Annotated in this window: 18 protein-coding genes; 7 read left to right on the top strand and 11 right to left on the bottom strand. The window is 69.0% G+C overall.

What is annotated here, in order from left to right; all coding sequences use genetic code 11:
• The first annotated feature begins 102 nt into the window (after window positions 1-102).
• From BO221_RS10020 to BO221_RS10010, 3 genes are all read left to right on the top strand, one after another.
• Window positions 103-1,347, top strand: coding sequence for a type IV pilus twitching motility protein PilT (locus tag BO221_RS10020; RefSeq protein ID WP_073560137.1), 1,245 nt, complete (start codon window positions 103-105; stop codon window positions 1,345-1,347).
• Window positions 1,348-1,638: 291 nt separating this feature from the next.
• Window positions 1,639-3,702 (top strand): carbon starvation CstA family protein, encoded by a 2,064-nt coding sequence (locus BO221_RS10015; RefSeq protein WP_073560136.1) that lies wholly within the window; start codon window positions 1,639-1,641, stop codon window positions 3,700-3,702.
• Between the two features lies 1 nt (window position 3,703).
• Entirely contained in the window at window positions 3,704-3,907 is a 204-nt protein-coding gene (locus BO221_RS10010) for a YbdD/YjiX family protein (RefSeq protein ID WP_073560135.1), read from the top strand.
• Window positions 3,908-3,919: 12 nt separating this feature from the next.
• Here the strand turns inward: BO221_RS10010 and BO221_RS10005 are convergent, their stop codons facing one another.
• Genes BO221_RS10005 through BO221_RS09990 form a run of 4 tightly spaced genes read right to left on the bottom strand, consistent with a single transcriptional unit; the run spans window position 3,920 to window position 6,584 of the window.
• Complete coding sequence (locus tag BO221_RS10005) at window positions 3,920-4,414, bottom strand: thioredoxin family protein (RefSeq protein ID WP_083680894.1); 495 nt, start codon at window positions 4,412-4,414, stop codon at window positions 3,920-3,922.
• Entirely contained in the window at window positions 4,401-5,141 is a 741-nt protein-coding gene (locus tag BO221_RS10000) for a hypothetical protein (protein WP_073560133.1), read from the bottom strand. The genes BO221_RS10005 and BO221_RS10000 overlap by 14 nt, the downstream gene beginning before the upstream one ends.
• Entirely contained in the window at window positions 5,138-6,142 is a 1,005-nt protein-coding gene (locus BO221_RS09995) for an ABC transporter ATP-binding protein (protein ID WP_073560132.1), read from the bottom strand. The genes BO221_RS10000 and BO221_RS09995 overlap by 4 nt, the downstream gene beginning before the upstream one ends.
• 43 nt (window positions 6,143-6,185) lie before the next feature.
• A complete protein-coding gene (locus tag BO221_RS09990; RefSeq protein ID WP_073560131.1) occupies window positions 6,186-6,584 on the bottom strand; it encodes a nuclear transport factor 2 family protein in 399 nt (132 codons plus the stop codon).
• Window positions 6,585-6,760: 176 nt separating this feature from the next.
• On the opposite strand from BO221_RS09990, the gene BO221_RS09985 reads away from it, so the two are divergent.
• Window positions 6,761-7,651, top strand: a complete 891-nt coding sequence (locus BO221_RS09985) for a tetratricopeptide repeat protein (protein WP_073560130.1) — start codon at window positions 6,761-6,763, stop codon at window positions 7,649-7,651.
• Window positions 7,652-7,661: 10 nt separating this feature from the next.
• Here BO221_RS09985 and BO221_RS09980 read toward each other — a convergent pair whose 3' ends face one another.
• Both BO221_RS09980 and BO221_RS09975 read right to left on the bottom strand, forming a co-directional pair.
• Complete coding sequence (locus BO221_RS09980; RefSeq protein ID WP_073560129.1) at window positions 7,662-8,861, bottom strand: BMP family protein; 1,200 nt, start codon at window positions 8,859-8,861, stop codon at window positions 7,662-7,664.
• 21 nt (window positions 8,862-8,882) lie between these two features.
• Window positions 8,883-9,527 carry a DUF4291 domain-containing protein gene (locus BO221_RS09975; RefSeq protein ID WP_073560128.1) on the bottom strand — a complete coding sequence of 215 codons (645 nt, stop codon included), beginning with the start codon at window positions 9,525-9,527 and terminating at the stop codon, window positions 8,883-8,885.
• Between the two features lie 140 nt (window positions 9,528-9,667).
• Here BO221_RS09975 and BO221_RS57280 point away from each other — a divergent pair, with 140 nt between their 5' ends.
• The 3 genes from BO221_RS57280 (at window position 9,668) to BO221_RS09960 (ending at window position 12,669) form a co-directional block, all read left to right on the top strand.
• On the top strand, window positions 9,668-10,447 hold the full coding sequence (locus tag BO221_RS57280) for a hypothetical protein (RefSeq protein ID WP_143195356.1): 780 nt from the start codon (window positions 9,668-9,670) through the stop codon (window positions 10,445-10,447).
• Window positions 10,444-10,890 (top strand): hypothetical protein, encoded by a 447-nt coding sequence (locus BO221_RS54805; protein WP_158079809.1) that lies wholly within the window; start codon window positions 10,444-10,446, stop codon window positions 10,888-10,890. The genes BO221_RS57280 and BO221_RS54805 overlap by 4 nt, the downstream gene beginning before the upstream one ends.
• Before the next feature lie 132 nt (window positions 10,891-11,022).
• On the top strand, window positions 11,023-12,669 hold the full coding sequence (locus BO221_RS09960) for a serine/threonine-protein kinase (RefSeq protein ID WP_073560125.1): 1,647 nt from the start codon (window positions 11,023-11,025) through the stop codon (window positions 12,667-12,669).
• 9 nt (window positions 12,670-12,678) lie between these two features.
• Here BO221_RS09960 and BO221_RS09955 read toward each other — a convergent pair whose 3' ends face one another.
• From BO221_RS09955 to BO221_RS09935, 5 genes are all read right to left on the bottom strand, one after another.
• Complete coding sequence (locus BO221_RS09955) at window positions 12,679-13,791, bottom strand: isopenicillin N synthase family oxygenase (RefSeq protein WP_073560124.1); 1,113 nt, start codon at window positions 13,789-13,791, stop codon at window positions 12,679-12,681.
• A gap of 89 nt (window positions 13,792-13,880) precedes the next feature.
• Window positions 13,881-14,315: a hypothetical protein gene (locus BO221_RS09950; RefSeq protein WP_073560123.1), complete on the bottom strand. Its 435-nt coding sequence runs from the start codon at window positions 14,313-14,315 to the stop codon at window positions 13,881-13,883.
• Between the two features lie 924 nt (window positions 14,316-15,239).
• Window positions 15,240-16,907, bottom strand: a complete 1,668-nt coding sequence (locus BO221_RS09945; protein ID WP_073560122.1) for an IS66 family transposase — start codon at window positions 16,905-16,907, stop codon at window positions 15,240-15,242.
• Between the two features lie 48 nt (window positions 16,908-16,955).
• Window positions 16,956-17,267: an IS66 family insertion sequence element accessory protein TnpB gene (gene tnpB / locus BO221_RS09940; protein ID WP_198956079.1), complete on the bottom strand. Its 312-nt coding sequence runs from the start codon at window positions 17,265-17,267 to the stop codon at window positions 16,956-16,958.
• 26 nt (window positions 17,268-17,293) lie between these two features.
• Window positions 17,294-17,683: a transposase gene (locus BO221_RS09935; RefSeq protein WP_073560120.1), complete on the bottom strand. Its 390-nt coding sequence runs from the start codon at window positions 17,681-17,683 to the stop codon at window positions 17,294-17,296.
• Window positions 17,684-17,810 lie beyond the last annotated feature (127 nt).

Below are 17,810 nucleotides of genomic sequence, written 5' to 3'. Positions count from 1 at the left end.
CGGACAACCCGGCGGAGCCACGGGCTCGCGGTCTATGAATGTCCCCGGGAGTGCACGCGGCATACCGGTTGCTTGGGTTCGCTCCGGTAGGAGGGGACACACGTGGGTCTCGAAGCCTTCATCCGGCTCGCCCGTGAGCAGGGAGCGAGCGACATCCACCTCGAGGGCGAGATGCCCATGGCGCTGCGGATTCGCGGCGCGCTGCGGCTCGCGGGTGAGGCGGTGCCGGCCGCGGTGCTCACCGCCATGGCGCGCGACATCATCGGTGATGACGCTTGGCCCGAGTTCGTCGAGCGGTGCTCGTATGACGTTTCTCGCAACGTGGAGGGCCAGCGCTGCCGCATCAACATCCTGCGCAGCGCGCGCGGCGTGGGCTTCGCCATCCGCCTGCTGGCCTCCGCCCAGGCCACGTTGAAGAAGCTCAACCTCCACCCGGACCTGCGCCGCCTCATCGAGCCGGCCCATGGGCTGGTGCTGGTGAGTGGCCCCACCGGCTCCGGGAAGACGTCCACGCTCGCGGCGCTGCTGCAGGAGATCAACCTGAACGAGGCCCGGCACATCATCACGGTGGAGAGCCCCATCGAGTACGCACTGGTGCCGCGCCAGTCCTTCATCCGCCAGCGGGAGGTGGGCCGGGACACGCCCTCCTTCGAGCAGGCGCTCATCGACGCGCTCCGGGAGGATCCGGACGTTCTCATGGTGGGTGAGATGAGGGACCCGGAGGTGATGCGTCTGACGCTGAGCGCGGCGGAGACGGGGCACCTCGTGCTCGCGACGGTGCACTCGGCGAGCACCGGCGAGGCGCTCCAGCGCGTGGTGTCGGCTTTTCCCCCGGAGATACAGGGCGCGGTGTGTGCCCAGCTCGCGGACTGCCTCGTGGGGGTGGTGAGCCAGCGGTTGCGCTACCGCCCGGAGCTCGGCATCCGTGTGCCCGAGTGCGAGGTGCTCCCGGGCAGCACGCCCGTGAAGAGCCTCGTGCGCCAGGGGCTCTTCTTCAAGCTTCCCTCCACCATCGAGACGGGCGCCGCCGATGGCTCCTGGACGTTCACGCGCTACGCGGAGTGGCTGAACCGGAAGACGGACTGGCACCTGCCGTCCCCCGCCGACGAGGCCCCGGCCGAGCTTCCTCCCGTACCCGTTTCCGCTCTCCGGGCCACTCCGGTGGAGAGGTCCGTCGAGCCGCTTCCCCGGCCGGCCGCGCCCAGGCCGAAGCGTGTCACGCAGGACGACGCTCCGCCGAAGCCCGTGCCCGCCGAGGAAGGGGTCTTCGTCATCCAGGAGGAGCAGGACGACCTCTCGGACATCATCCGCCAGCTCGAGAGCGGTGGCCCCAAGAGCAAGGAGTGATTCCGCGAAGGTGGGCCCCTGAGAAAAAGCGCTGACACCACGGCCATTTCCCCTCGCCCTCCGGGAGAGGGACGGGGTGAGGGTGTCACGCATCCAGGGTTGAACCCCTGTCCACAGTGTGGGCCACGGGTTGGAGAACGGGTCCGGATACCCTCACCCCGACCCTCTCCCGAGGGGAGAGGGGAGACGTGGCGCCGTGTGTTGATGACTGGTGCATGGGAGGGAACTTGATCATTGACCCCGTGCGTCCCGGGCGGGAACGTTGCCGCGATACACAGGACCGGAGGGGTCATGGGTCGTGTCGCGAGCAGGTTGGGTTGGGCACTGGTCGCCGTCGTCGGCGCCTTCTGTCTGGGCACGGTGGCGCTGCACCGGGGCGAGACGATCAACGCCACCTGGCTGGTGGTGGCGTCCGTCTGCGTCTACATGCTCGGTTACCGCTTCTACGGGCGGTTCATCGCCGACAGGGCCTTGAAGTTGGACCCCTCGCGGGCCACGCCGGCGCAGCTGCGCAATGACGGCCTGGACTATGTGCCCACCGACAAGTGGGTGCTGTTCGGCCACCACTTCGCCGCCATCGCGGGCGCCGGTCCGCTGGTGGGCCCGGTGCTCGCCGCGCAGATGGGATACCTGCCGGGCACCATGTGGATCCTCTTCGGCGTGGTGCTGGCCGGAGCGGTGCAGGACTTCGTGATCCTCTTCCTCTCCATCCGCCGCGACGGCAAGTCCCTGGGCGACATGGTGCGCCTGGAGCTGGGCCCCGCCGCCGGTGTGGTGGCGATGATCGGCGTGCTGATGATCATGATGATCATCCTCGCGGTGCTGGCCCTGGTGGTGGTCAAGGCGCTGACCGACAGCCCCTGGGGCACCTTCACCGTGGCCATGACCATCCCCATCGCCTTGCTGATGGGCGTGTACCTGCGCTACCTGCGCCCCGGCCGCGTGCTCGAGGTCTCCATCCTCGGCTTCGTGCTGTTGATGCTCTCCATCTGGCTGGGGGGCCTCGTCGCCGAGGCTCCGTCCCTGGCCCCGCTCTTCACCTATGGCAGCAAGCCGCTGGCGTGGATGCTCATCGCCTACGGCTTCTGCGCCTCGGTGCTTCCGGTGTGGCTGCTGCTGGCGCCGCGCGACTACCTGTCCACCTTCCTGAAGATCGGCACCATCCTGCTGCTGGCCGTGGGCATCATCCTGGCCGCGCCGGAACTGAGGATGCCGGCGGTGACCCGGTTCATCGACGGCACCGGGCCCGTGTTCTCCGGAAACGTGTTCCCGTTCCTCTTCATCACCATCGCCTGTGGCGCGGTGTCCGGCTGGCACTCGCTCATCTCCTCCGGCACCACGCCGAAGATGCTGGCCAACGAGCGAGAGACGCTCATGGTGGGCTACGGCGCGATGTTGATGGAGTCCTTCGTCGCGATGATGGCGCTGATCGCCGCCTCGGTGCTGGACCCGGGCGTGTACTTCTCCATGAACTCGCCGCCGGGCCTGATTGGCACCACCGTGGAGCAGGCGGCGCGGACCATCAGTGAGTGGGGCTTCGTCGTCACTCCCGATGTGCTCAGCATGACGGCCAAGGAGATTGGCGAGTCCTCCATCCTGTCCCGCGCGGGCGGCGCGCCGACCCTGGCCGTGGGCATGGCGCAGATCCTCCATGGGCTCGTGGGGGGCGCGGGCATGATGGCCTTCTGGTACCACTACGCCATCCTCTTCGAGGCGCTGTTCATCCTCACCACCGTGGACGCTGGCACGCGCGTGGGCCGCTTCATGATCCAGGAGCTGGCCGGACTGGTGTACGCGCCGCTGCGAAAGACGGAGTCCTGGTCCGCCAACCTGCTCGCCACGGCCATTTGCGTGGGCGGCTGGGGATACTTCCTCTACCAGGGCGTGGTGGATCCGCTGGGCGGCATCAACACGCTCTGGCCGTTGTTCGGCATCGCCAACCAGATGCTGGCCGCCATCGCGCTGACGCTGGCCTGCGTGGTGCTCGTGAAGATGAAGCGCGAGCGCTACCTGTGGATTCCCGCGCTCCCCACCGTGTGGCTGGTGTGCTGCACGCTCACCGCTGGCTGGCAGAAGGTGTTCGGCGGTGACGTCCGGGTGAGCTTCCTCGCCCATGCCCGCGCGTTCTCCACCGCCGCCGCGGAGGGCAGGGTGCTGGCGCCCGCGAAGTCCCTGGAGGAGATGGAGCGGGTCGTCACCAACGACTACGTGGACGCCACCCTCACCGTCTTCTTCATGCTGCTGGTTGTGGCGACCGTCGCGTTCGGTGTCCGCGCCGCGCTGGCCGCCCGCCGCTCGGCCGTCCCCACGGCGCAGGAGTCGGCTCCCGTTCCCCTGGCCACGGTGGGCCGCTGACATGGGCGCCGTGAGAAACGCGCTGGCGGGGTTCTGGCACCAGGCGGTGCGGACCGCCCGGTTGATCATCGGCGTGCCCGACTACGACACCTACGTCCAGCACATGCGCTCGAAGCACCCCGGGCGGCCCGTGATGAGCTACCCGGAGTTCTTCGACGAGCGCATGCGCGCCCGCTACAAGAGCGGCGGCGGGCGCTGCTGCTGATTCAGGCGTGTCTCAATCCGAGGGCGTGGGGATGAGGAGGAACTGGAGTATCGAGGTGTAGCCACCGTAGCCCTGCTTCAGGCGGAGGCGCTTTCCGTCCACTCCCACGACAGCGAAGGAGGGGAAGCCGCTGACGGAGTGCGCCTTGATGAGGGCCTGCACGGCGGGCAGGTTCACGCCCTCCTCCTCGCGGCGATCCTTCAGCTTCACGGGGATGTAGCGCGCGTTGATGCCACGGGCCGCGTAGTCGTTGTTGAAGACGTCGCGCTCCATGATGTGGCAGGGCGCGCACCAGTCGGCGGAGAAGTAATAGAGGATGGGCAGATGGCGCTCGCGGGAGAGGGCCTCGGCCTGCTCCAGGGGAACCCAGGCCACCAGGCTCCAGGGCTGGGAGGGGTTGTGCTTCTCGTAGAGGGCACTGGCCCCCCGGGCGCCCAGCAGCAGCACGGCGGCCACCAGCAGCCCTCGAGGCAGCGCACGGGTGGAGCCCGGGTCAACGCGACGCATAGGACACCTCGCGGTGATTGAAGATGTGGATGCCGAGCAGCAGCATCAGCGTGACATTGGAGAAGTACGTGGTGAGCCGCAGCCAGGACACGGGCGTGGCGGCGAACGTCCTGCGGATGTCCAGCTCGGGCATGAGCACGCCCAGGAGATACTGGCGCACGGTGAGGGCGTACCGGGCCGACTCGTCCTTGCCCAGTCCGGGCAGTACCCGCTCGGCGATGAAGAAGAGCACACCCCACAGCGCGAGGTGTCCCCAGCCGGGCATCCGCGTGGAGAAGCACACCAGGGTGGCGGCCATGCCGAAGCACAGGGAGACCCGGCCGATGGCGTTGTACAGCACCTCCAGCGGCATGGGCCCGTGGGGCGTGGCGGAGACGATGAGGCCCCACTGCAACACCAGGTGGAGCAGGGCCCAGATGGAGGCCACGGTGCCCATGGCCGCCCATTGGCTGAGCACGTAGGTGGAGCGCCGCATGGGACGGGTGAGCAGCACCGGCAGCAACCCCTCCGTGGCGTCCCGGCCGATGCTGGACAGTCCCACGCCCAGGGGGATGAGGAAGATCTCCTTGGGGAGCTCCATCTCCGGGGTGAGGAGGAAGTTGGTGTAGAGGAGCATCGCCACGCTCCAGGCCAGCGACACCATGACGAAGGCGAGCGGCGGGACGAGCGTGGAGAACCGGTGGAAGCTCCGGGTGACGCGGGACCGGTAGAGGGGCATGCTCATCATGGGGTCCGGTCTCCTTGCTGTTGGAAGAAGCGCTCCAGCCGTCCCTCCTCGCGGGAGGCGCTGGCCACGGGAAGGCCCGCCTGGAGCAGGGCCCCCAGCAGGCGCGAGGCACCCCAGTCATCCTCCACGGAGAAGCGCAGCGAGTCCTCCGCGGGGTCCAGCTGCGTGGCGCCCGTCTCCCGCGTCACGGTGGCGAGCTGCTCGGGAGAGAGGGATTGGGTGCCAGCCCAGCGCACCACCAGCACATGGCGGGTGAGGGTGGCGGAGGGCGAGCCCAGGTCCTCGATGGCCTCCACGCGGCCGGCGCGGAAGAGGGCCACCCGGTCACACACCTTCTCGAGCTGGGCCAGGTCGTGGGAGTTGATGATGACGGTGACGCCACGGGACTTGATGTCGCGCAGCAGCGCGCGCAGGTGCAGCACGCCCTCGGGGTCGATGCCCAGCGTGGGCTCGTCGAGGAAGAGGAAACGGGGCTGGCCGACGAGCGCCTGGGCCAGGCCGAGCCGCTGCATCATGCCCCGGGAGAACTTGCGCGTGTCACGGTCCCACACGGCCTTGTCCAACCCCACCTGGGTGAGGAGGGCCTCCACTTCCTGGGGACGCTCGCGGACGGGCCGCTCGGCCAGGGCGTGGTGGAAGGCGAGGCACTGGCGCGCGGTGAGCCCCGAGTCGAAGGTGAGGCGCTCGGGGAGGTAGCCGGTGAGGCGGCGCACTTCCAGGTGATCCGGTGGCAGGCCCGCGACGCGCACGGTGCCCGAGTCCGGCCACAGCAGGCCGAGCATGCACCCGAACAGGGTCGTCTTCCCCGCACCGTTGGGGCCGATGATGCCGAACGTCTCTCCGGCGCGGATGTGGAGGTGCACGTCGGACAACACGCGTTGTCCCCGGCGGTAGGCCTTGTTGACGCCTTCCACCTGCACCCCGGGCGAGTCCGGGGAGGGGGAGGGCTGCTCCGGAGGAGCCGCGGGCGTGTCCGCCTGCAGCAGTCTGGGAATGGACATGGGGGGCTGGCTTCCTGGCGGGAGGCCAGCTTAGCAGTCTTCGTTAGAAGGGCTCGAAGCAGTCGTAATTGTGCTGCGAGAGGATGCGGCCTTCACGGAAGGTGAGGAACACCCCGAACGAGGCGCGCATCGTTCCTCCTGCGGGCAGCGAGCCCACCGGCACCTTGAGCGTCGCGCTCCAGTCCACCTCGATGGCCAGGTGGTCTCCCTGCTCCAGGGTGTGCCGTATCTCGTAGCGCTGCGAGGCCACCACCTTCTGGCCGCGCTCCGCTCCTTCGAGCAGCGCCCTCAGGTCCCTCGTGGCCCCCGTGGGGACGAGCCGGTTGGGGTATTCGATCTGCTTCACCTCGGGGTGGAAGAAGGCGGCCAGCGCCTCTCCGGTCGCTCCCTGCTCGATGGCCTGGAAGTAACGGCGCGCGGTATCGAGATTCGTCGTGGACATGGGTCCTCCCGTCGGATTCACAACCGTGGTTGCACAACTCGAGGTTGCACAACTCAAGGATCCGCGCCGTGGAGGAGGCACGCAAGCTGCTGGCGGGCGAGTCCCCTTCGCGCGAGCGGAGATCCTGGCTATACCCATCCGGCAGGATGGGCCTTCGCGCCCGGGAGGATTTTCACATGCTTCGCTCTGGAACCGAGAACGGCCGGCGCTCGTGGGTGCTCGGCCTCGGTCTGGCCATTACCCTGCTGGGGGCGCCCGCCATGGCAGGCCCGAAGGCCGCGACGAAGGCCGCCGAGAAGCAGGAGGCCTTCTTCGGCCGCGAGGAGCTGGCCCGCCAGGCCAAGGTCCACGAGGAGGGCTGCAAGAAGGGGGACAAGGGGGAGTGCTTCAACTCGGCGCTGGCCTATGCGCAGGGCGCGGGCGTGACCAAGGACGATGCCCGCGCGGCCGCCCTCTACAAGAAGGCGTGCGACAAGGGGCACCTGGACGCCTGCAACAACCTGGGCATCGCCTACGCGGAGGGCGCGGGCGTGCAGAAGGATCCGAAGCAGGCCCTCGCGCTCTTCGACAAGAGCTGCAAGGCGGAGGATGCCAAGGGCTGCTTCAACGTGGGCCTCGCCTACAACGCGGGCCTGGGCGTGGACAAGGATCCGGTGCGTGCCGGCGCGTCCTTCGAGAAGGCCTGCGCCAAGGGTCACGCGGATGGGTGCTTCAGCCTCGCCATCGCCCATGCGAGCGGCAAGGGCCTGGAGAAGAACCTGGAGAAATCCACGGCCCTCTTCTCGAAGGCCTGCGACGCGGGGCACATGACGGCCTGCAACAGTCTCGGCGTGGCCTATATGGCGGGGCACGGCGTGGCGAAGGATCCGAAGCGCGCCGTCTCCCTCTTCGAGAAGACCTGTGCCGCGGAGCTCCCGGGAGGCTGCCTCAACGCCGGCATCGCCCACCGCAGTGGCAGCGGCGTGGCGAAGAGCCCGGAGCGCTCCCGGGAGTTCATCCAGAAGGCGTGCGACCTCGGGCTCGAGCCCGCGTGCAAGGTGCTCCAGGCCGCCGCGAAGGCTCCTTGAGCGCGAGCGCTCAGGGCGTACCAGGAACCGCGGTGGAGGGCTGGAGTTGATCCGGGTGCGTGGGCACCTGGATCTCCCCGGAGATGATCTTCCCCTTCAACTCCTCCAGCCGGGCCAGGGCGCCGGCCTTGCCGGGGAAGTCCAGCCGCACCGGGGCGTAGGTGATGCCGCCCTCTTTCAGGCCCAGGGACTGGTTGCCGCCCTGGAAGCGGCCCTGGACCTGATCCCTCACGGCCTCGTACACCACCAGGTCCACGCGCTTCACCACCGCGGACAGCACGGCCTTGGGCGCCAGGTGTGACGGATCCGAGTCCACGCCGATGACGTAGACGGTCTTCCCCTCGTCGCGCGCCTCCTTTACGGCCTGGATGGCGCCCAGTCCGTCCACGCCCGCGGCGGCGAAGACGACGTCCGCGCCCTTGGTCAGCAGGTCCTGCCCCACCTGCTTGCCGAGCGCGAAGTTCGTGAAGCCACCGGTGTAGTTGGACAGCACGGTGGCCTTGGGGTTGGTGGCCGCCACGCCCGCGCGGAAGCCGGCCTCGTAGCGCTTCACCAGCGGAATCTCCATGCCGCCCACGAAGCCCACCTTGCCCGTCTTCGTCGTGAGCCCGGCCAGCGCGCCCACCAGGTAGCAGCCCTCCTCCTCGCGGAAGACGACGGTGCGCACGTTGGGCAGCGTGTACGGCTCGCCCTGGGCGGACAGCAGCGGGCTGTCCACCAGGAGGAAGTGCTTGCCCGGGTTGCGCTTCGCCGCCGCCTCCACCGCGTTCTCCAGCATGAAGCCCACCCCGAGCGACAGCTCCACGCCCTGCTCCTCCACCAGCAACTGGAGGTTGGGCTCGTAGTCCTCGGCCACCCGGCTCTGGAGGACGACGGGCGTGATGCCGAGCGGCGTCACCTGGAGGTTACGCCGGGCCCTGTCCTGTCCGAGCGACAGCTGGAGCGTGGACTCGAGCTCCTCGGGAGTGACGTCCTTGTAGCCGCCTCCCTCGTATTTCACGCCCGCGGCCCAGACCTCCAGGCCGCGCAGGGCCGAGTCATTGAAGGATTGATCCCCACGTCCTCCGAGCGCCAGGACGAGCCCGATGCGGCTCTTCTGGGTCGCGGGGGGTTGGGCCGCGGTCTTCGGGGCAGGAGGCGCCTCCTTCTGGCTCTTGCAGGCCGGCAGGAGGGGCAGGGCGAGGACCAGGGCGAGGTGGCGCAGGCGCATGGCCTCGTCCTACCACGCGGCTCAGGAGGGCCGTGAGAGCCCCAGCCGCGAGGCCGTGGCCTCATCGGCGGGCCACAACACCGTTTCGCGCGGCGTGAGCAGCAGGTCGCGCCGGTCGTCCCGGACGTGCTCGCGCTGCTCCCGGACGAAGGGCGTGATGTCCTCGATGTCCACGATCCACTCGCGGGAGTAGCGCCGGAGTGCCTCGCCCTGCAGGCCGAGCTGGATGGCGCGCCGCTCCAGGGGACCGCCGCTGGGGCTGTGATCGGGGTCCCATTGCAGCCGGACGTCGGAGCGGGCGAGCTGCTCCTGCCACTGCTTCTGGGAGCCGTAGACCTCCGGCACGTGCTTGGAGTGCACCGCCTGGGGGAGCAGGGACTCGAAGGCCTCGCGGCGGAGCCACACCGCGAGCACCGTCTCCTGGTCCGGCTTCGAGGCCCAGCCACAGCGGTACATCATCCAGAGGAAGTTGCTCTTGATCCAACTCATGCGGCCGAGGCGGAAGTCACCCCCGAAGTAGCGGTGCTCCGCCGCGAAGTGGCCGATGCGCGGATTGTAGGCCTGGTAGACGACGACGGTGCGCTCGTCATGCTGGGCCAGGATGTGCCGGCCCGCTCGCGGCCAGCGCTCGCGTTGGACGATGTAGGGCTCGGTGACGAGGGGCATACGCTCTCCTGACTCTGCCATTTGTACGTCTCTGTTTGAAAGATGAAGGTCCGCTGCGGGTCGAGGTCCGGAGCGCGTGCCTCCGAAGGCTGGCGTGTGGCCATGTCGCCCGCGCACGGGTCCATGGGCGGAGATTTCACATGCGACGATTTCTGGGAGTAGCGGTGGCCATGGCGTTGGCGGGGTGTGGAGAGCCCACCCCGGTCACGGGCCGCTTTGGAGAGGTGACGAGCGCGGTGGTGGTGGTCAATCCGGTCATCAACCAGGGGTCCACCACGACGGTCGTGACGGGCTCCGCGCGCTCGGGGGTGCAGTTCAAGGCCGCGGACCTGGAGCCGGTCCAGACGGACCCGACGGGGCTGGCGCTGGTGGAGGATCTGCCGACGGGAACGGTGACGCTGGACTTCAATCCCGGCACAACCTCCTTCCAGGTGGTGCAGGAGAAGGAGCTGTACGACGTGGTGGTGGCGTACCGGGATGGCACGGTGCAGCAGATCATCCCCCCGGTGCGCTACCCCATCGGCGGCACGGTGGTCGAGGTGGCGCCGGGCGACGACATCGCGCGGGCGGCCGCCAGTGACAACACCATCATCGTGCTGGCCCCGGGGACGTACCCCGGCAACCTCGAGCTGCGCGCCGCGGGGGTGCTCATCTTCGGCGCCTGGTCTGCCGAGGACGGGCCGCTCTCCACCATCGAGGGCAACGTGACGGTGCTCGGAGGCGGCAACCGGATGCGGGGCGTCAAGATCAACGGCCGGCTGACGAGCAACGCCAACAACCTGTCGGTGTCCTTCTCTGACATCGCGAGCGCCACCATCACCGGCAATGGTGTGTCACTGCTGCGCAACCGCTTCACGGCCGGTCAGGCCACGGTGCCCAGCTCCAACGCGGTGCTGGTCGACAACATGGGGATTCCATGATGCGAGTATCTGCTCTGCTGTTGTTGTTGTTGGCGGTGGCTGTCTCTGGCTGCCGCGTCCACCTCTACGATGACTGGCCGCGGCGGCCGCCTCGGGGCGAGTACCCCTACCCGATGCCTCCGGGCGAGCCGCACCCGTCTCCGCGGCCGCCTCCTCCGGACGATGTGCTGCGGGCCAAGGAGATCAAGGCCGAGCGCGTCTACGCGCGGATCATCTACGCGAAAGAGGTGAAGGCGCGGGATGGCCGGGTGGGCCGCATCTACTCCGGCGAGGGAGGCAAGGGCGGGAAGGGTGGCGGCAAGGGTGGCAAGGGCGGGGGCTGGGGCGGCAGTGAGGTGCACACCTCGGAGGTCTCCGCGGAGATCATCTACGCCAAGGAGATCAAGACGGATTGGATCGAAGCGGATGAGATCCACGCCAAGGAAGTGAAGATCGGCCGGTAACCGCTGGACGCCTGGGCAGGCGAGATGGTCGCGATGGCTGGGCTCCAGGCCCTCGCTTGAACGCCAGCTCTTGCCGAGGTGCTCCGTGTTTCACTCGCGAGGGGCCGGGCCTGATAACCTCCCGCGCCTGTCATGGAAGCCACCGCCATCTCCGACCCCCGTATCGGCACTGTCTTGCAGGAGCGCTACCGGATCCTCCAGCGGCTCTCCGAGGGAGGCATGGGCGTGGTGTACCGCGGCGAGCGGCTGGAGCTGGGCCGGGCCGTGGCCATCAAGTTCCTCCACTCCTGGATGGCGTCGGACGTGAGCTCCCAGCGGCGCTTCCAGATCGAAGCGCAGGCGATGAGCCGGCTGTCGCACCCGTGCTGTGTTCCGCTCATCGACTACGGCGTGCAGGACGGCGCCCCCTTCATGGTGATGGACTTCGTCACGGGGCAGACGCTGCGCACGCTGGTGAGCGAAGGCGGGGCGCTGCCCGTGAAGCGGGCGCTGGGCCTCGTGCGACAGGTGCTCGCGGGGCTGGCCCATGCCCACTCGCAGAACATCGTCCACCGGGACATCAAGCCGGACAACATCATCCTGACCGATGCCGTCGGGCTGGGCGAGCAGGTGCGCATCCTGGACTTCGGGCTGGCGAAGCTTCGCGACATGGCGACGGGCCTGACCACGGGCCTGGCCGTGGGCACCCCCAGCTACATGGCCCCGGAACAGATCCGCGCCGGGGAGATCGATGCGCGGGCGGACCTCTACTCCGTGGGCGTGCTCCTCTTCGAACTGCTCACCGGAGCCAAGCCCTTCGTTGGCGAGGGCTCGACCGAGGTGATGCGCATGCACCAGGAGGCCACTCCGCCCACGCTGGGCAGCATTCGCTCCGGGGCGGGGTTCTCTCCCCAGTTGGAGGCGGTGGTCCGCAAGTCGATGGCGAAAAGCCCTGGGGATCGCTTCCAGTCCGCCACGGAGTTCGCCGCCGCGCTGGACGCCCTACCGGAGGGGCGCGCCTCCTCCGAGTCGCCCACGGTGCAGGTCCACGCACCGGCCCCGTCCCCTGCTCTCGATGCCACCGTCCCCAGCCGTCCCCAGGAGACGGTGCCCGACACGCGGGCGCTGGTGCCGCCCCGGGACAAGCGCCCGATGGTGGCCGTGGGGGCCACGGGCGTGCTCCTGCTGGGCCTCGGCGCGGCGCTCCTCTGGCCGGAGGCGCGGGAGACCCCGCCCGCCACGAACGAGCCTTCTCCCGTTGCGAAGAACACCCCCGCACCGAAGCAACAGCCTCAACAGCCCGCCCCCAGCGAGAAGCCGGCGGCCTCCACTCAGGCGCCCTCCGCTCAGGCCACTTCCGCTCCGGAGGGGACCGTTCCGCGGGAGGACCTTCCCAACATCGAGCAGCTCGAACGCTGGGTGAAGGAGGGCAAGGAGTGGCGCAGGGATCAGACGCTCCGCGAGCTCGCCAATCTGCGCAAGCAGTACCCCCAGAGCGCCTACGCCCCCTATCTGGAGGGCCACGTCAACTTCGACAACCTCCGCTGGGTGGATGGCCTCGCCTCCTACGGCGCGGCCATGCGCAACAACCCGGTCTATCGCACGGACGCGAAGCTCATCCGCAACGTCATCCGCTGCCTGGTGAGTGATCGCTACCACTCGAAGTGCGCCGACTTCCTCGTCCGGGAAGTCGGCGCCCCCGCGGCTCCCTTCCTCGAGGAGGCGGCGCGCTTGGACCCGTACGCCAATGTCCAGAGCCGTGCGGCCAGACTCCTGCCAAAGGTGAAGGCGCTGCGCTGAGGAGTCGTTCTAGGACTTCGCGCTCTCGGCGCGCATCTGGTTGAGCCGGTCGTAGTGGCGGTAGCCGAGCTGATCGAGCGCGCTCGAGGGGGCCAGACCGATGTCCACCAGCGTCTTGATGTCGTACGTGCCCGCGAGCACCGGCGGCGCGTAGTTCCGCACGGCGTCGGGGGTGCGGAACTTCGACAGCGGGAAGAGCACCGTGTTGGTGTGCACGTGCATGAAGTGCGCGGCCGACTGACGCTGCCAGCCCGGCACGCCGGGCGCGGTGATGACGTGCGGCGTCGCGAGGAACGTGCCTCCCGTGAGGATCTCCAGCTGCTGGCCCACCTGCGCGACGATGCACCCCGCCGGCGCGGTGCCACGCACCATCAGGCCCTTGGGCTCCTCGGGCGTCGGGCGCGTGCGGAGGTAGAGGCCGCTCTTGTCATCGGGGCTCTTGGCCGGCTGGCCCTTCGGGTCGAGGAACCGGCCTCCGGGCAGCAGCGTGAGCAGGTTGAAGTCCGTGTGCTCCTCGCCCCAGACGATGCCGGTGTTCACCTGGGAGGCGGTGAGTGGCAGGTACTGAAGGGCGCGCGTGACGTGAGGGCCCCGCTGGCAGAGGTCCGCGAAGGACGTCTCCGGCAGCCCGAGCGCCACCGCCGCGCCGCGCAGAAGCCCGAGCCCCGCCTCGTGGAGCGACCGGCCGAGGGAGAGCAGGCCCTCCTGGAAGAACGGCGGCGCATCCGGGGGCCACACGTTCTCGGGATAGATCTGCGGGAACTCGAGCGCCGAGCTTTCGTCGGAGGGGTAGGGCGCCGCGAAGTAGCACTCCTTGAAGTCCGGCTGGCCGTTGCTGGCCACGGCCACCTCGGTATTGGGAGGCGTCCAGCCGCGCTGGTACCAGATGTCCGCGCGGCCGTAGGGCCGCTTGGCCTCGGTGGGCCAGGAGACGAACGTGCGGAACGCGTCGTAGTAGCGCTCGAGCGCCTGGGCATCGACTCCGTGGTTCTTCACGTACACGAGGCCGAAGACGCCGAAGGCCTCCCGGATGGCCGCCGCGCCGCGCTCGATGCGGGCGGGGTCCTTCGACGAGAGGTCGGTGAGGTCGACGGTGGGGATGTTCATCGGGGTCTCTGCCATGGCGGCCCCAGGTGTATCGCGCCTCGCGTCCCAGAGGAATACGCTCGCAGTGGAGAGGCTCCGCCGCCTGGCCGCGGAGCCTTCGCCGGTCAGGGCTCCTCTGGCCAGGGCCAGGACTCCAGATCGGTATCACCTTCCATGCCGGGGTCCTCCGGCACGAGGTAATAGCCACCGAGAGGCACCGGCAGGAGGTAGTAGCTCCCAGGGAGCGGCTGCACGTAGTAGCCGGCTGGGGGGACCTCCTGGAAGTCGTCGCTCCCCAGGAGCGGCTGCTGCAGCTCATAACTCCCCATCATGGGTTGCTGGAGCTGGTAGCTGCCGGCCATGGGCTGCTGGAGCTGGTAGCTGCCGGCCATGGGCTGCTGGAGTTGGTAGCTGCCAGCCATGGGCTGCTGGAGCTGATAGCTGCCAGCCATGGGTTGCTGGAGTTGGTAGCTGCCGGCCATCTGCTGCTGGGCGCTGGCTGTTCCCGCCGCTGCCCAGGCCATCGCCGCGATCGCGGCTGCCAGGATGCTCTTGCTCATGTCCGCACCTTCCTCGGTGTTGATGTAGCCACGAGTCGTTGCGGAGGCCATGAGCGGGGCCTGGGATGGATTCGCGAGCCCCCCGCAACCGCCGCCACCTCTTCCGGTACTCCCGGGTGGAGGTGGTCATGTCTGGTGGAAACACGGTGCGCCCGGGTGACGGGCAGGTGCGGTGGAACCCGGCGAAATCGCTGTGGTTCGGGCTCGTGTCGCTGGTGGCGGTGGTGGGGGCGGTTCCTACCTTCACCCCCTCGGCCTTCGGACTTTTCGTGGGGAGCACGGTCCTGACGCTGTGCGCGGGGCACTCGGTGGGCATCCACCGGGGCCTCATCCATCGTTCCTACCGGGTGCCGGTGTGGCTGGAGTACGCGCTCACCTACCTGGGAGTGCTGGTGGGCCTGGATGGGCCTCGCGCGCTGGTGCGCATGCACAACACGCGGGACTTCCAGCAGAACGAGCCCTGGTGCCACGACTACTTCGCGCACCGGCAGCCCATGTGGCGCGACTACTTCTGGAACCTGCACTGCCGATTCGAGTTCGCCCGGCCCTTCGAGCCCCGTCTGGATGAGCAGGTGGAAGCGGATGCCTTCCACGGTTTCCTCCAGCGCACCTGGATGTTGCAGCAGTTGCCCTGGGCGGTGCTGTTCCTGGCGGTGGGCGGGTTGCCCTGGCTGGTGTGGGGGAGCTTCGTGCGCGTGGCGGTCAGTGTGACGGGCCACTGGCTCGTGGGTTACGTGGCGCACCGGCACGGTTATCAGGATTGGCACAACGAGGGCGCGGCGGTGCAGGGCTTCAACAACCTGCTGTTCGGCGCGCTGAGCATGGGCGAGGGCTGGCACAACGTAAGCCTCCGGTCCAGCCCATGGTGTCGGCCACCGAGGAGCGTGGCACGGTGGCCGCGTGATGGACGGCACATCGACAAGCCTATCGCTGCTGAGCCTGCTGCTGGGCCCACGCCTCGGGGAGGAGCTCCGCGAGGCGGGAGGCGGGGAATCGGGTATCGCCGAGCTTGGGCAGCACGTCGCGGAAGTAGGCCCACGGGTCCATGCCCAGCCGGTAGCAGCTGAGGACGAGGGAGTAGACGTTGGCGGCCCGGTGTCCGGCCGCGTCGCTGCCCAGGAAGAGCCAGTTCTTGCGCCCGAGGACAATGAGCTTGATGAGGCGCTCCACCTCCCCGTTGTCCACCGGCAGACGCCCGTCCTCGAGGAAGCGGCCGAGGGGGACAGAGCGGTTGCACGCGTAGGCAATGGCCTTGCCCAGAGGCGTCTTGGGGGGCACGTGCGGGGCCCACTGCGTAAGCAAGCCGAAGAGTTCCTCGTATACAGGCAGACTGTGCGCGAGGCGCAGGGTAAGGCGCGCCTCGGGAGAGAGCCCCTCCTCCTGAGCCTGCCGCTCCACGGCGTACAGCTTCTGGACGAGCGTGAGCACCGTGCCGCCGCGAGCGTCGCCGGCCACGTAGGCGCGCTCGAAGCCACGCCGGGCGTGCATCCAACAGCCCACCTCAATGCGTGGGGAGGTGGGGCCGAAGAGGGCCTCGTAGCCTTTGTAGCCGTCCACCACCAGGTAGCCCCGGAAGTCGGCCAGCACCCCTTGGGGGCCCTTGCCACTCCAGTCGGGGGTGTACTCCACGAAGACGTTGCCGCCCTGGCCCACGTACGGCCAGAGGTGTCCGCGCTTGACGCCGCGGGCATCCTCCCTGTCCAGCACGCGCACTCCGGTGTCATCGGTGTGCAGCAAGGCGTCCGCCAGCGTGCGCTGCTTGAGCTGCGCCACCACGGGCGACAGCAAGTCACTGGCCCCGGCCACCCAGTCGCCCAGAGTGGAGGCGGGCAGCCTCACACCGTGGCGTTTGTCGAAAATGGCCTGCTGGCGGTGCAGGGGCAGCCCGTCGCGGTACTTGCCCACCAGCAGCTGCGCCAGCAGCCCCGGGCCGGGCAGCGCTCCCGGCAGTGGCGTCTCACCAGCGGGCGCGGCGGCCACCCCCTCCTTGCAGCGCTGGCACGTAAGCTTCGGGCGCTTCTCCACTCGCACGAAGAAGCGCGCCGGCTCCAACTCCAGCCGTTGGCTTATCTCCTCGCCCATAGGCGTGCGCTGTTGGCCGCAACCCGGGCAGACGCACTCCTCGGCCGTTGGCTGCACCAGCACCTCTCGCCTCTCCAGGTGCGCGGGCAGGGCCTGGGCGCCGCGTAGGGGCGGACGCTTGGGTGGCTTCCTCGGTGCGTCAGYCGGCGGGGCCGCCGGGGCGGCTGCCTGTGCGCCGTCGGCGGTGGCGGGCACGGCCTCTGGCTCGGCGGACTGCTGCTGCGTGAGGAATGAGAGCAGGAGTTGGAGCTGATTGGCGGCAGTCTTCTCACTGCGCCGCCCGTACAGCTGCCGCAGTGCCTCCTTGAGTCGCACCACCGTGGAGCTGTGCTCCTCGCGTAGCCGGCCCAACAGGCCCAACAACATCTCAATGGCCTGCTCGCCGCGGTCCTCCGTCAGCAGCTGCAGCATGTAGGCGCGCACCGCCTCCATGTCATCCCCCTCGAAGGCGGGCGGCTGGGCTTCTTCCCGCTGGCCCCTCTCTTCTTCGCTCCTGACGGCGGAAGTCATGCGCGCCTTGCCTATGCACGAAGTCATGCCCGGCGCGCAAGCGCGGACTCAGTGCACCTCGCCTCTCCGTACCGCGCTGCTGGCCTCCACCAGCGACAGCAGCTCCGAGAGCTGCCGTACCTCCAGGTGCACCGCGGCCTGGCCCTCCACGGGCGAAGGCACCCGGAAGCGCCCCGCCTCCAGCCTCTTGCTGACGGTGCAGTACCCGTTGGCGTCCCAGAAGAGAATGCGCACGAAGTCCCTTCTCCTGGAGAAGAAGACGAACAGGTGGCCCGACTTCGGCTGCTGCCCCAGGCTGCCCTCCACCAGCGCGCTCAGCCCGTCGGCCTGCTTGCGCATGTCGCACGGCTGCGTCGCCACCCAGATTCTCACTCCCTCCGGTAGCTTCAGCACCCCTGCACCGCCTTCACCGCTCGCAGCACCCGCTCCACCAACTCCTGGCTGGCTCCCACCTCCACTCGCACCCTCACCCCGCCCACCTCCACCCGCACCGCCTCCCCTTGCTCCCGCCCCGCCTCGCGCCTCTCGGCGGGCGTCACCTCCACGGGCACGAAGGACATGGCCGTCCTCGTCCCCTCCTTCCCTTCTCGCCTGCGCGTCCAGAAGCGCAGCCTCTCGCGCGGCAACCCGTGCTTGCGCATGAAGGCCGACTGCGTGCCTCCTTCCTCCTCCCAGGCTCGCACCACCTGCTCTGCTACCTCCGGTGTCCACCTCGGCCGCCGCGCTGCTTCCAACCACGCCGGCTCCGTCTTCGTCGTCGCTGTGCTCGTCGTCATCTCGCCGCGCACTCTGCGGCCCCTCATGCACCGACACTACCTGGGCTGGATCGGAGGCTTACGCAGCCGACGCACCGAGGCATCGCCCAGGAACAGGGTGGGGGCGTGGGGCGTCATGCCGCGCAAA

The sequence above is a fragment of the Archangium sp. Cb G35 genome (assembly GCF_001896145.1).
Classification (GTDB): Bacteria; Myxococcota; Myxococcia; order Myxococcales; family Myxococcaceae; genus Archangium; species Archangium violaceum.
Note: the sequence above shows the minus strand (reverse complement) of the source record. Positions and strands in the feature narration are given on the sequence as shown.

Bases quoted from the DNA above. Each gene is read 5' to 3' on its own strand.
- BO221_RS10005 (WP_083680894.1), bottom strand. From the start codon at position 4,414: ATGCGTCGCGTTGACCCGGGCTCCACCCGTGCGCTGCCTCGAGGGCTG.
- BO221_RS09975 (WP_073560128.1), bottom strand. From the start codon at position 9,527: ATGCCCCTCGTCACCGAGCCCTACATCGTCCAACGCGAGCGCTGGCCG.
- BO221_RS10010 (WP_073560135.1), top strand. From the start codon at position 3,704: ATGGGCGCCGTGAGAAACGCGCTGGCGGGGTTCTGGCACCAGGCGGTG.
- BO221_RS09955 (WP_073560124.1), bottom strand. From the start codon at position 13,791: ATGGCAGAGACCCCGATGAACATCCCCACCGTCGACCTCACCGACCTC.
- BO221_RS09935 (WP_073560120.1), bottom strand. From the start codon at position 17,683: ATGACGACGAGCACAGCGACGACGAAGACGGAGCCGGCGTGGTTGGAA.
- BO221_RS09980 (WP_073560129.1), bottom strand. From the start codon at position 8,861: ATGCGCCTGCGCCACCTCGCCCTGGTCCTCGCCCTGCCCCTCCTGCCG.
- BO221_RS09950 (WP_073560123.1), bottom strand. From the start codon at position 14,315: ATGAGCAAGAGCATCCTGGCAGCCGCGATCGCGGCGATGGCCTGGGCA.
- BO221_RS09985 (WP_073560130.1), top strand. From the start codon at position 6,761: ATGCTTCGCTCTGGAACCGAGAACGGCCGGCGCTCGTGGGTGCTCGGC.
- BO221_RS10000 (WP_073560133.1), bottom strand. From the start codon at position 5,141: ATGATGAGCATGCCCCTCTACCGGTCCCGCGTCACCCGGAGCTTCCAC.
- BO221_RS54805 (WP_158079809.1), top strand. From the start codon at position 10,444: ATGATGCGAGTATCTGCTCTGCTGTTGTTGTTGTTGGCGGTGGCTGTC.
- BO221_RS09960 (WP_073560125.1), top strand. From the start codon at position 11,023: ATGGAAGCCACCGCCATCTCCGACCCCCGTATCGGCACTGTCTTGCAG.
- BO221_RS10015 (WP_073560136.1), top strand. From the start codon at position 1,639: ATGGGTCGTGTCGCGAGCAGGTTGGGTTGGGCACTGGTCGCCGTCGTC.
- BO221_RS09995 (WP_073560132.1), bottom strand. From the start codon at position 6,142: ATGTCCATTCCCAGACTGCTGCAGGCGGACACGCCCGCGGCTCCTCCG.
- BO221_RS57280 (WP_143195356.1), top strand. From the start codon at position 9,668: ATGCGACGATTTCTGGGAGTAGCGGTGGCCATGGCGTTGGCGGGGTGT.
- BO221_RS09990 (WP_073560131.1), bottom strand. From the start codon at position 6,584: ATGTCCACGACGAATCTCGATACCGCGCGCCGTTACTTCCAGGCCATC.